We start from the raw sequence: 13,129 nt of genomic DNA on the forward strand, positions 1-13,129 counted from the left end.
AATTGCCCATTTTATTGTTTTTTTATGGGGTAAAATTATTTTTTGCATGCCATCAAACCATTATATAGTCTGGGCCTTGGAACAAAGCAATTAACTCATAAAAATAAAAACGCCGCCAATTAAGCAGGTTTCCTCCTCAACTGGCGGCAATCTTATTACAATCTTATAGATTCACTTCTATTTCTAACCCCGACTTAAACTCTACCACTAGCCTGTCATCATATACAATTGCTTTTTCAACAAGTTTTCTAACCAGTTTATCATCAAACTCCGTTATATCACCGGTTTGCGTGTTAAGAAAGTCAGTCATTTCAGCTATCCGATCCCGCTTATCTTGACGGAGAGCGTTTCTTGAAAGGGTTTCTTGCTTTAAATCCCGTAGTCGGTAAATCTCATTGACAATATTATCGTATGCTTCCTTTGAATTTGCCAATTGGATCAACTCGGTTTGAAGTTCTTCCAGCCTTTTATCAATATCTGCTGTACTCTCATCCAAATCCTCGCTTAATACGGTTTCAATATTCTTTTTCAGTATAGCGAGTAAAGAGTTTTTTCCGCTGACCGCTACATTGATGGCATCTACAATTTTCTCTTTAAGCGTATCTTCAAGTATAGTGGAAGCGGTACAAAATAAACCGGTGTTTTCCAATCTGCTGACGCATCTCCATACGATTGATTTCTTTCCTCGGTTATTCCAATGAACCCTTCGAAATATTTCATGACAGTTGCCGCAAAAGACCATCTGTGATAAAGGATGATTGTTGCTATAGTTTCTTTTCTTTCCATTCTTACTTATATGCACACATCTTCTTTTGACAAGCTGTTCCTGAACCTGCATAAAGATTTCACGCGGGATTATAGGCTCATGGCTGTTTTCTACATAGTATTGCGGAACAATACCGTTATTGGGTACCCTTTTCTTTGATAAAAAATCTACGGTATAGGTTTTCTGCAGCAGTGCATCACCGATATATTTTTCATTTCTCAAAATCTTGTTGACTGTGCTGGTATGCCATCTGGGATTGCCTGCACCTGTCAGAATTCCGTCAGCCTCCAAACCTCTTGCTATCTGCAACATACTGGAACCTTCAAGGTATTCTCGGTAGATACGCTTAACAATTTCAGCTTCTTCAGGTACGATAACTAAGTTGCCATCCTTATCCTTTGTATAGCCAAGAAACCGGTTGTGATTGATATGGATTTTTCCTTGCTGATATCGGTACTGAATACCCAGTTTTACATTCTGGCTTAACGATTGGCTTTCTTGCTGTGCCAAAGATGCCATAATGGTCAACAAGATTTCTCCTTTGGTATCCAATGTGTTTATATTTTCCTTTTCAAAGTAAACCGGAATATTTTTTTCTTTAAGCTGCCTTATGTACTTTAGGCAGTCCAGCGTATTTCTTGCAAACCGGCTGATAGATTTCGTAATTATCATATCGATTTTGCCCTGCATGCATTCTTCTATCATCCGGTTAAATTCTTCACGCTTTTTCGTGTTAGTTCCGGTAATACCTTCATCTGCAAATATACCGGCTAACTCCCATTCTGAATTGCTTTTGATGTAGTTTGTGTAGTGCTCAATCTGTGCTTCATAACTGGTTGCCTGCTCCTCGCTGTCCGTAGAAACACGACAGTAAGCTGCTACCCGAAGCTTAGGTAATTCCTCTGCATTTGCACTATTCCCAATTCGCTTACGGGCAGGAATTACCGTAACATTCCTGGTTATCATCTAAAATCACCTCGCTCTTAATAAGACTATAAGCATACTCTGCCTGCTGAAATGGATCATCGTATAGATTATCTGGCATTGAAGCATGAAACTTATAATTCAGGCATTTCTTTTCATTTCCTTTATGTTCATAAATCCTGCCAAGCGCCTCAGCTCGCCTGCGTCTTTCCAGTTGTGCTTTTTCGAATGTGTCCTTGCTGATAATTGGCGGATAGAATTTATCCTTAACATACCGTTTATCTGCCAGCATTCTTGCAACAGATGTGTGGTAACGCTTAATACCTGCTTTTTGTGCCGCTTTGCTTAAAGAAAGCCCGGAAAGATAAGCCTCAAATAGTTTCTCAATCTTAACTGCTTCCTCTTCATTAACGACAGCCCTGCCGTTTTGAATGTTATATCCAAAAGGTATATGGCTCATCATTTCACCAGCCTTTCTCTTAAGTTCAACCCGCATTTCATTTTGAAACTTATTTCTTCTTGTGAAAACACAATGATTTCTTCAATAAAATCCTCAAATATTTTGCTATCGAATGCATCAATCTGCTTATCAGCTTTCGTTGCAAATTTAAGAAGCTTCTCAACCTCAACAAGGATAGTCTGACTCCCATCGATTGCGCGTTTTATGGCTTCTTTTTGTTCTTTTAATATGGCTGCTTCTTTGAGCAGCTCATTTTTCTGTGTATTAAAAAGAGCGGGTTCCAGGTATCCTTTGGCCATAAGTCCCATAATCACCTGAACTCGCTCTGTATTTTCTTTGATTTTTGTTTCCATCTCCTGAATCTTTGTTATGTTATCTGAGTAATTTGTCTTCTTTAAGCTTTGCAACAATGGCCTTAGAATGAACTTATGACCGAAAATAAGCTTATTAATCATAACAACGAAGGCCTGATGGATCGCATCCTCTCTTATAAATTTCATGGAACAGCTTGATGCGTCCTTTATATGCTTTGTGCAGCACCAGGCAATATATTTACGGTCACCGCTGCCATGAATTCGACGCTTAAAACTGCTGCCACATTCTGCGCATTTGATTTTCCCAGAGAAAGGGTAGCGTTTTTGATACTTGCTGCTTCCCTTGATTATACCTTTTTCTTTTCCTCTTTGCCTTAAAATCTCTTGGGCAGCTTCAAATTCCTCATGGGATATAATGGCTTCATGATGATCTTTTATCATGTATTGATCCTTTTCACCACGATTATAATGCCGCTTAAAATTCTCATCTGTATAGGTTTTTTGCAGAAGGACATCCCCGGTATATTTTTCATTGCTAAGGATACCGCGGATAGTGGTCGCTGTCCAATGTGAACCTCTCTTTGTTGGGATTTTATCCAAATTTAACCCATCTGCAATTTTCTGTGTGCCTTTACCAGCCAAAGCTTCGGAAAAAATCCGCTTTACGATTTCAGCCTGTTCTTTATTGATAAATAGCTTTCCATCCACATAATCGTAACCATAGGGAGGGTATGAAATCTTGTATGTTCCGTTTTGAAACCTGCGCCTGATAGACCACTTACTATTTTCAGCAATGGATAATGATTCGTTTTCTGCAAGGCTGCTCAAAATTGTCAACACCAATTCGCCTTCCATGCGCTGGGTGTTTATATTCTCTTTCTCGAAATAGATGAAAACACCGAGATCGGTAAGTTTTCTCACCATCTCAATACAGTCGGTTGTGTTTCTGGCAAATCTGCTGACTGACTTGGTTATAATAAAGTCAATTTTCTTGTTTTCACAATCTGCAAGCAGCCTTAAAAGTCCAGTCCGATTCTCCTTTTTTGTACCTGAAATGCCTTCATCATAGTAAATCCCTGCAAATTCCCAATCAGGATTTGCTCTTATATAAGATTCATAATGGTCTTTTTGTGCTTCCAGGCTTGCCATTTGCTCATCACTATCGGTTGAAACCCTGCAATAAGCTGCCACTCTTACCTTTGGTTTGAAATCTTGGAGAGCATTGTTTCCATCAATCCTTGTTACCTTTCTCACTGTTTTCACCTCCTTTGGGTATGTGACATGTTACCTCTGTGTGCCGCTAATAGCAAGCTAATTAGGCCATAAGCTGTGCATACATCGGAGAGAAAGTTTTAAGATTTAACTTGTCGATTTTATGGAATTCTGCCTCTGAAATCAGTCCCGCTTTAAGCATCTTTTGCAGGATTTTATATGCCCGCCAGTAATCAACCTCTCTTTGAATTTCCTCCTGTGATATCTTTGTATAGTTCGTTTCCTGCGGGTTATATGGTATATGATTAGCCGCCTCTATCATCAAAGCACCTCCTATAAAAACTTAGGACAGCATTGTTTGGCTGTCCTTTATCGTTATTCCGGCAATTTCAGAACTTGTCCGGGGTAAATAGTATCTGAAATCAGGCCATTGAGTTTCTTAATCTCCGGAAATCTTGTTCCTCTACCGAGTTCTTTTTCCGCTATTCTCCATAAGGTATCGCCTTTTTGCACTGTATAGGTTCTATTGCCCTTGTTATCAGGAATGCTGTTTACAATTACAAGGTTTTCTTTTGCTACCCAAGTGTTTATGCCTGCAATTTCTTGACCGCCGGATTTCTTAACCTTTTTGCCAAGCAATACACATTCTTTGCCGCCTTTTATGACCGGCTTGCCTTTGTATAAAGTCTGCGTAACCCTGTGGTAATAGTCATTTTTGACCCACGATGGAATTGCCACACTGCCGGGGTAGTAGTTCTTTGCGCTGTCCTTAAACTCCACCAGGTCGCCGATTCCAATATCCGTATTGTTATCTGTGTTGTTCTCCAGCGCTTTTTTCACTGCTTTGCGGAAGGTGTCCATGCTCTCCCCATGCTTGGGGAACCAATGCATCACATCAGCATGGTTGCTGGCAATACCGAGCTTATACCCTTCAGAGTGGCATATGATATCATTCTCGTTAAGGCCATACTCCCTGCAGAGCATAACACAGAGTTCGACAGCGTTCTGCCATGCTTTGCGGAAATAATCTTCCTGCTTTGCTGCATCATAACCCACCATCACCGACCCGGATTTATATGAAAACCCGGCGGGTTCACAGATTTCAAAGCCAATATGGGTATTGTTGGCGGATCCTCCTGCATGCCAACCGCGATGATTCCAAGGCAGGTATTGCCAAACCTCTTTATCGTCCACAAAGGCGTGAACACAGACCTGCCTGTTTATTTCGCCGGCCTTGTAAGATTTGTTCCAGCGAGAAAACCAGTCGGCCGCCATTACGCCCGGCACAGCCGTCGAATGTACCATGATTCCTTTAGGTGTGATTTTGCGGCCTGCTGTATAGCAATCGTTTCGCGTCATGTATTTAGTAAAAAGCTTCATTTCTTCCCATCCTCCTCATTTGAGCGGCCATGCAGTTGTTCCAGCGCGTTCTTCAGCTTTTCAGGAATGGGCAGTCCTATATGTGCTGCATTTTCAAGAATTGAAATGCCCTCGTTACTCAGGTAAAAGAAAATCACCGCTGTCCGGATTGCCCCGCCATTGCCTAGCACCTGGCTGTCGATTATGTGTCCCACACCCACAAGTACAAAAATAAGTACCTTCTTAAAGATGCCCTTGGCTCCGACTTCACTCGAAAGCTTTTTGTCTACAATGGCACACATCACGCCGGTCACATAGTCAATGGCCACAAAAGCGATGAGTGCATATAAAAATCCATCCAGCCCTCCAAGAAACCAGCCAAGAAATCCACCAATAGCAGTAAAAACCGCCTGTACCCAGTTCCATACCGTTTTCATTGTCTTAACCCTCCGTTCAACTTGAATTTTGCATATAAAAAAGCGCCCTGCCTTAAAGCAAAGCGCTGAATATATAAAACTTTTAACCTACATTTGCTTCGGAAGCGCCTCCCACAGCCGCATATCCTCCTGCCCAAGCGACCAGATGGCTATACCTCGCAGTTTCCATCGATAAGCCGCTTCGTTTGCCCAGTAAACAAGGCTGTCCACATCCTGATAATACAGAATAGAAAAACCATCTGCATCTCCGAGGAAGAGACGGGATATCCAGATATTGATGTCTTTCGGTATAATCTTTACTTCATAGTCATTACCGCAAGAAAGAGCCAAAAGTTGTGAGTGGAAGAAGTCATAGTCCATCGAAATGTCCTCACTGCGAGTTATCGATTCCTCCACATCGCTATTTACTGAAAACACCTGAAATTCATCATCCCACGTGACACCAGTGCGAGCAAGCCTGCCAAAGCTGGTTATAGTTCCATCCGGGAGTTCCACATCAAAACGCTCGTATGGTTCATATACCCATGCATCGCCCAGTCTCAGTAGCTCGCATACCGTCCGGTTGTCCGAGCAGTACCCTACATAACCACTACCACCGTTTACATTCACTGTGAAACGCAGGGTTGAAGCTGCACCTGAATATACTCTTACCTTATTGCCGCGTTTTCGCATTTCTATAGTATACATATTCGGATTAGCACGAAGATCGGCATCTGCAGTTTTTGAGAAACTGGTGGAATAGCTACCAAGCAAGGAATTACCTTGATAAAGCTCGACTCTTTGCGTGTCATAATTTAAGCAGCAGAAAATATCTCCAAGGAACACCCCAGCCCGTCCACTGCTATTTTGAGGGAAAGCCAGCCTTGCCCGGATATGAATATCGGAAAACCCGTCGTATTTCCATGCAAGTTTGCCATATCCCTCGAGCTGGGAATATGGGCGACTTTCTGTGCTGTCTGGATCTTGCCAAACATCCCATTCGCCATCCAGCACAGTCCAGTAATTTTCAGGCAGGATGTTCCTGTCCCGAAAATCCTCATACCAAATAAGCGCCGAGTCGGGTTTTCTTCGCAACATTTCAAATGTCAGTTTAAAACCTCGATCCGGCTCAACCATCACACCATTTACATCCTTGAACCGACGAGGAGAGAGCATAAAGCTGGCTTCACCGGCAAAGGGATACTCCGAAAATCCACTGCAAACCCTAAAACCGTAAAACTGGACTCCCGGCACACCACCGCTTATGCTGACAGCATGCGTTCCCTCTTGGAGAAATACACCTTTTGCAAGTGTCAACCAGCAAACTCTTCTCCAGTATGGCCACCATAAACGGTTCTCGCTGAAAGTCTTTGATTCACCATCAAGGGAAACGATAATCGCATTTTTGTCCCAGTAAGGAAAGCAAAGCTGTACTGCAATATCGTAATATCCCGCTTCTGTTATCTCAAAACGGTACTCTGCTGACGCCTGGGCATCTCCAAGTGAGGCCATCTCATCAGTAATAATGACATTTCCTTCGTATTCATCCGGAACTCCGTTCCTGTCAATATAAATGGTTCCGAACTCCGCTTTCTGCTCCTTGCCATAGCTTGTCAAATATCTTCGCCTGTTATAAACCCCTTTTAGCAGCGGATATTCCCAGGATATAGCATCCCACCCTTCCATATAGTCATATACATGAGGAAGAGCCCAAGGTACTTTGTTATAGTCATCCCAGTAAGCCACAATTGGAATAAACGGCTGGGGCGGTGCATCGCCTGTGAAATTGTAAACCCCAGTCATCCAGTATTTTGCCGCATAGTAGGTATTAGACACCCCTCGATAGGTTATTCCAAGGTTTTCAGGTGTATCATGAATCCTCCAGTTCCAGCCATAAGCAGGCAACCCCATGAATATCTTATCGGGTGACATAACGGAAACAGCATAATCATATATGCCCTCAAGCCAGTCACGAGGAGATACTGGGCCGGGAGCAGAGCCCGCCCATGCCATGCCATAGCTCATGATGGCGGCGGTATCGCAATAGTCGTTAAGATCGGCATAAACACACCAGTTTTCACCGCCCACCGAGCCTTGAACGCCGGTCATGCCAGGCAGGCAGATATTGACAAGCTTTGTTGCATCATAAGACTTAGCTGTATTGTATATATCCCTAAATAGTGCATTCGCCGCATCCTTGTTTTCATAACCGCCGCCGCGCTCAAGGTCAATATCTACCCCAGCGCACCATGGATACTTGTTCATTATTCGGATGATTTCAGTGAGAAACTTATCCTTTGCACCGTTTTCGTTGTTGCGAAGTGCAGTAAAAATATTGGCTATTCCATGATTCATAATTGTGAGTAGCCACTTAATATGAGGCCATTTCTGAATATACGGAAGCATGCTGCTGATGCTGGTACCGGTTTCAGTAATTGTGCCTGTTGCGTCAACCTCAAAAGTAAAAATGCCTACCGTATCAAAGCGGTCGCCGTAGTCTCTAAGTGCTTCATACATTCGGGCATTACCCATAAAACTCCACACCATGCACCGCTTACCTTTTAAGAAATCCCTCACAACCGATCACCGCCTTCTTGCATCTCCTGAAATTCAAAGAGCACCCGCGCCGATTTTCTCTCTTCCAGCTTCACCATATGTTTGCTATCCCATGCCGCAGAGTATTGATAAAACCCATCCTTACGAGTGGGGCTTCCGTTTTTAAGGCATTGGCGGGTGGAAGCCTTGAGCGCCAGCTCATCGCCTGCGTTAACCGGGTCAAGAAACTTTACCTTATGCGCACCTACACCTTGGGATAGTTCAATACTCCCTGCGGCCATATCCTGTATAGGGTAGATATAACAGTCAAGACCAGCAGAAGTTTTGCCCAGGTTGAATAAAATTACAGTCTCTGCTGTCCGCACCACACCGTTATAATGCCGGGGCGGAACTGGCTGCCCGTTTTCCTGCATTTTCTTTAGCATTTTGCTTGTGTGGACGGTATAGCCTGTCAATTGATCTCCTTCCTGAAACTGCAAGTCGGTAAAATAGATAATTCCGTTACAGTCGGAAATCTTGAGTGTCACAGTTATGCTCACCACATGATTATTGTTTTTTAATTGTATGGTTTCTGCAAACCTTGAAAACTTCATAGTTTTTTCCTCCAAAACCATTTGACAAACATAGGCATTAATGCTAAACTATAATTTGATTTTATATTTGGAGGCTAGTATACACTTATGTGTGGTATTTTTCGTATTCGTAAATAAAGGTGCCCTGAACAAAAGATAGCTCAATAGCAGCGTCTTTGTTTTAGTGCACCCTTTTTCGATTAAAAAAAAAACCGAAAGAGGTGTATTTTTTATGCCCCAAAATAGAAAAAAAGGGACAACTCCGCCCATTTGGGTATCTCAAAACTTTTTGACAAGTTACAAAATCATCAACAGAATTATTCGCAGAACAACCCTTAACAAGGATGATCATGTGATTGAAATTGGCCCGGGAAAGGGTCATATAACAGGCATCTTGATTCAAAAATGCCGAAAAGTCTCGGCAATCGAAATTGACGGCCGTTTATATAATAGATTGACAGCAAAATTCAAGGACGTCAAAAATATCCGTATATATCATCAGGATTTTATGAAGTGGAAGCTTCCTCAATCCGAAGATTATAAGGTTTTTTCAAACATTCCCTTTTGCTTCACTACGGATATTATGCGAAAACTCACGGAGTGCAAAAACGCACCTTCTGAAGCATGGCTTACCATGGAAAAAGGCGCAGCCAAGCGTTTCATGGGTAAGCCTTCAGAATCATTGCGTTCACTGCTTATAAAGCCCAGATTTGATTTGGATATTGCTTACTATTTCAGCAGGGAAGATTTTCATCCCAAACCGGGCGTTGATGTAGTACTTCTTCATCTTAAGAAAAAGAGCCCGCCGGATATCCCCGCAAACCAGTGGTTTGCCTATGAACAATTTGTTTCAAAGGCACTAAAATATGGATTCCGCAGTCTTTTTACAAGCAAGCAGTTATCTAGGGCATTCCGTCAGGCTGGTGTGCAAAACAATATCACCCCTGCAGAGATTCTTTATGTTCAATGGCTTTGCCTTTTCCGATGCTACTGGGAGCATGTGCTAGGCAGAAAATGATTTGAGTGGCTCATTACCCGTCCAATGTCCACCGGATCTCGCACACATGTCCGACCCATCCGGTGGAAACCGAGCCGCCTTGAAGCAATAAATCCGTAAAGTAAACGGTGCCGGTGCAGTCAGTGACGCACAGCCTGATGGTGATAGATTTGACTCTGCTGATACTTTTGGGAGAAATACTGTGTGCAATCTGATTGAAATATGCCATATCATCACCCTCAAATCAGGTCTATAAATCTTGTTTCTGTTGTACCGTCCTCGTATTCAATTACTATCTCAACACCAACTTGGCCGTTTTCGCCCTTTTCAAGGTTTTCGGAAGCAATCTGCGCTGAAAAAGTATAGCTTTTACGCGTTGCTGGATATACCGTCTGTGACAGACTCTTTGTCATACCAGGTACACCGACAGCCTTGAAGGAAGCAGTTCCCGAAACACCATTCTCAGTATCCACTTCAAAACCGGAATTGACCCAGTAGGCAAAACCATCATCCGCCCTGGAATTGCGCAGATGGTTGAATGGTACCATATCTTTAATTTCCTGACGGTTTACCAACTCTGCTGAGGACAGCGCATCTGCTGCCTTGTCCCACTGTGCTGAAGAATCGCCGAGTTCCCGCAGTTTAGTTGAAAGCTCGATCACTGTTTTCCAAGGCTCCTGCAAGTTGTACTGCCTACGCACAACACGTGTCTTTACCAAAAGGCCTAGTTCTTTATCGTCCACTGTAACAATATCACCCAGTTTCCATGCTTCGTGCTCATAACCGGTTAGCGCAGATAAATCCATTGCAGACAGTACATAAGAAACGCGAGGCTTCGAATATTCTGCAAGCCGCATTTTTGCATATTCCAGCATCTGATACGGATTTGTAAACGACGAACAATCAAGCGTCGACACCCTCACTTCACTGGAAAAAGTGTAATCTTCCACGTATTCCTTACCTCCATTAATTGAAGCGAAGGTCAATCCGTCCTTTCCATAAGCATAGAGCCTTGTCACTAATTCGCGTGTATCGACTACCCGCTGAATACTTTTCAAATTCTTTCTATATGAAAAAAGCGCTCCGCTATCAGTACCACTAAAAGTCAAAAGGTGTACCTGGCGGTTGGCGCTGTCAAACACCAGATCGCCGCCATAAATATTCTGTACGGTGCGAAGGATGGATAAGGCATTTTTTTCTGTACACTGCCATGTTCTCTTCGTGCTAACAGTAACATTTCCTACTGTCCAGCCTGTACCCAAAAGTGCATATTGCATCGGAACATCTGCAGTATCTGCATTGAATTCCCTAGGTTCTTTTTCCGCACTGAAAGACAGATCGTAAAACACCGCTTCAGCATATACTTGCGTGATAACACGCCCATCTTCGCCTTTATTGTCCGTTAAGGTACGGATCCGGTAAATGTCATTTACGATTTGCACTTGTTTTTCATTTTCCAATGCGCTTCTTTTTGGATCATGGAATGGAAGTTTGAATTCCAGCGTATCCGCACCGTTCACTTCACCAGTGACAATGATATCAAAAGCATTTTCAAGAACAGCTTCCCATGCTCCGTTTTTATCCAAAACCACAGGACGGGCAAAGCCTAATTTCTCATAGGGAGCTTTCGGTATATCATGAAGCTGTATTTCCAGAAGTTTTGGCGTCTTCAACGGATCGCTACTGGTAAGGGTAACACGGAACCTTATATATTGCCGATTTGGCGATTGAAGTTCACCGCTGGTTCCCACAGCCTGCCATGCAGACCATTCTTCAAGATCATCGCTTGTACTGGTCTCTAATAAAGTCACTGACGTAACACCTGCAGTATATTCGCTTGTGACAGCTACACGACCGCTGCCTGATAAAGCACATGGAACCGCCCTTGTATAAAGTACGCCACTTGCAGGATACTCGCCATCTGTTGCTTTAAGGGTGACTGTGCCAGGCTCTGCCAAAGCATCTACATCCGAAGCCGCATCCCCACCGTTTGCATGTAAAGACGACTTAAAATATAACAGCAAATCATCAGCTGTAAGCTGTGAGTCCGTTTCCAGAAACCAGTCGTCGAAGCCTCCGGCATAGTAGTAGGTATTTGCATGCATCCCCATAATAATGTTTGCTATACACTCCCGATTCAGCTCTCCCGAAAAGGAACGCACAGGCGACACCCAGGTTACCCCGTCGCTGCGATCGCATATGATGTTCTGCACCTTTTTGTTGCTTACTTCAATGATGGAGGCGATAAAATACCAGCCGCCGTTTTTCAAGGTAATGGTAGCTGTTTCACTCTGGTCGTAGATTAGTGTGCCGGAGGAGTTATACAACATCAGCCTAAGTCTTCCTTGATAAAGTGAAACATAAAAAATTGGCTGACCTGGTCCTTGGCGGGTATTGAATATGGGTATATATGTCTGGCCGACCGAATAGGTGGTAGGATTAATCCAACCGCCTACAACAATCTTTTCGCCCAGATTGCTAAAGAAACTCCCATCATTTTCTGCTATAAGATGGGTCTTTTCAGAAGTCGGATTAACAATATTTTGCCTGAAGTATCTTCCGAATCTTCCAGCAATAAGGTTTGCCGATGTCCCTGACCAGCCGGAGATGGTAAAATGTCTGCCATGTCCCGATGAGTCTATAAGCTGAAGATTTTCGTCTGGTGTTTTTTCATTAAATCGCCATAAAGCAGACGTCCTTGATGTTACAGGAAACTCACCGGTAAAATCCTCTTGGCTCGTTAGAATTGATTTTATCGCCATGTTATCACCTCCATCTGCTTTTTGCCTGTATTTTTAACTCAGTAAAGGTCGCGTTTTCTGCGGCAATCTCAATATGATTAACACCTTTCCTGAGAATTGGAAAATTCAGATCCTGCAGGCTGGGAAGGCCATTTCTCAAGGTTCCGCCTGTTTCATCAATAACCTTAGCTGTTACCATGCCGGAGTCGACAATCAGAGTTTCACCTTCAGATAATGAGCCAACAATTAGCAATTCCTCGCCGTTTGTAATAAGCGAAATATAGCTTGATGAGGACGTTGATATCAAACCCTTCAAGAGATAAACCGGATTGGAATCCGCATTTCCTTTAACCCTCTCCAGCTCATGAAGACCTGTTTCAGAAAGAACAAATACCTCATCTTCCAACGCATAAGCATATGGGTCGGGACAAACAAACCGAAGTTCAAAGCTGCCCGCTGTCCGCAGTAATCGCTCACAGTCAACCGCTTCTGATAAGCGAGCCATGAAATATCGGTCGGGCAAATCATCTATAACAAGTTGTTTAAGCCCGTTTTCCGGATTTAACCATTCTGCAACATTATCAAGAACCGATACAAGCTCAGCAAAACTGCGCTGGGGAAGCACACTACAGCTAATTATTATGTTTCGTTCTGATATATCGCAGCCAAAATCTGCAATACCTGCTTTGCCCGGCACAGTTTCAAAGGAATTGCGCAGGGCAGGGGAGACCTGCCATTTGGTAAGTCTTGCTCGTATTTTCATACTTTGCGACGATATTCCATTGTAGATAAATCCCATATGCTTCCCTCCA

General features: G+C 43.2%; 12 protein-coding genes. 1 reads left to right on the forward strand and 11 read right to left on the reverse strand.

Annotated elements, in window-relative coordinates; all coding sequences use genetic code 11:
• Nucleotides 1–163 precede the first annotated feature (163 nt).
• The 8 genes from BUC45_RS10265 to BUC45_RS10300 form a co-directional block, all read right to left on the reverse strand.
• Nucleotides 164–1,732 (reverse strand): recombinase family protein, encoded by a 1,569-nt coding sequence (locus BUC45_RS10265; RefSeq protein WP_296972129.1) that lies wholly within the window; start codon nt 1,730–1,732, stop codon nt 164–166.
• On the reverse strand, nt 1,695–2,186 hold the full coding sequence (locus BUC45_RS10270; protein ID WP_366750155.1) for a recombinase family protein: 492 nt from the start codon (nt 2,184–2,186) through the stop codon (nt 1,695–1,697). The genes BUC45_RS10265 and BUC45_RS10270 overlap by 38 nt, the downstream gene beginning before the upstream one ends.
• A complete protein-coding gene (locus tag BUC45_RS10275) occupies nt 2,150–3,718 on the reverse strand; it encodes a recombinase family protein (protein WP_296972131.1) in 1,569 nt (522 codons plus the stop codon). The genes BUC45_RS10270 and BUC45_RS10275 overlap by 37 nt, the downstream gene beginning before the upstream one ends.
• Nucleotides 3,719–3,779: 61 nt before the next feature.
• Nucleotides 3,780–3,998: an SHOCT domain-containing protein gene (locus tag BUC45_RS10280; protein WP_296972132.1), complete on the reverse strand. Its 219-nt coding sequence runs from the start codon at nt 3,996–3,998 to the stop codon at nt 3,780–3,782.
• Nucleotides 3,999–4,051: 53 nt separating this feature from the next.
• Nucleotides 4,052–5,056 carry an N-acetylmuramoyl-L-alanine amidase gene (locus BUC45_RS10285; protein ID WP_296972134.1) on the reverse strand — a complete coding sequence of 335 codons (1,005 nt, stop codon included), beginning with the start codon at nt 5,054–5,056 and terminating at the stop codon, nt 4,052–4,054.
• Nucleotides 5,053–5,472, reverse strand: coding sequence for a phage holin family protein (locus BUC45_RS10290; RefSeq protein WP_296972137.1), 420 nt, complete (start codon nt 5,470–5,472; stop codon nt 5,053–5,055). Before BUC45_RS10290 ends, BUC45_RS10285 begins: the two co-directional genes overlap by 4 nt.
• 87 nt (nt 5,473–5,559) lie before the next feature.
• A complete protein-coding gene (locus tag BUC45_RS10295; protein ID WP_366750158.1) occupies nt 5,560–8,028 on the reverse strand; it encodes a glycosyl hydrolase family 18 protein in 2,469 nt (822 codons plus the stop codon).
• On the reverse strand, nt 8,025–8,600 hold the full coding sequence (locus BUC45_RS10300) for a hypothetical protein (RefSeq protein ID WP_296972139.1): 576 nt from the start codon (nt 8,598–8,600) through the stop codon (nt 8,025–8,027). The genes BUC45_RS10295 and BUC45_RS10300 overlap by 4 nt, the downstream gene beginning before the upstream one ends.
• 211 nt (nt 8,601–8,811) lie before the next feature.
• On the opposite strand from BUC45_RS10300, the gene erm reads away from it, so the two are divergent.
• Nucleotides 8,812–9,597: a 23S ribosomal RNA methyltransferase Erm gene (gene erm / locus BUC45_RS10305; RefSeq protein ID WP_296972141.1), complete on the forward strand. Its 786-nt coding sequence runs from the start codon at nt 8,812–8,814 to the stop codon at nt 9,595–9,597.
• 13 nt (nt 9,598–9,610) lie between these two features.
• Here the strand turns inward: erm and BUC45_RS12070 are convergent, their stop codons facing one another.
• The 3 genes from BUC45_RS12070 to BUC45_RS10315 are packed head-to-tail and all read right to left on the reverse strand — an operon-like array spanning nt 9,611 to nt 13,116.
• Complete coding sequence (locus BUC45_RS12070) at nt 9,611–9,805, reverse strand: hypothetical protein (RefSeq protein WP_333552868.1); 195 nt, start codon at nt 9,803–9,805, stop codon at nt 9,611–9,613.
• 10 nt (nt 9,806–9,815) lie between these two features.
• Nucleotides 9,816–12,338, reverse strand: coding sequence for a phage tail protein (locus tag BUC45_RS10310; RefSeq protein WP_296972142.1), 2,523 nt, complete (start codon nt 12,336–12,338; stop codon nt 9,816–9,818).
• A 4-nt stretch (nt 12,339–12,342) separates the two neighbouring features.
• Nucleotides 12,343–13,116 (reverse strand): distal tail protein Dit, encoded by a 774-nt coding sequence (locus BUC45_RS10315; RefSeq protein ID WP_027622113.1) that lies wholly within the window; start codon nt 13,114–13,116, stop codon nt 12,343–12,345.
• Nucleotides 13,117–13,129: the final 13 nt, after the last annotated feature.

It is taken from the genome of Tepidanaerobacter sp. EBM-38 (assembly GCA_001896545.1).
GTDB lineage: Bacteria > Bacillota > Thermosediminibacteria > Thermosediminibacterales > Tepidanaerobacteraceae > Tepidanaerobacter.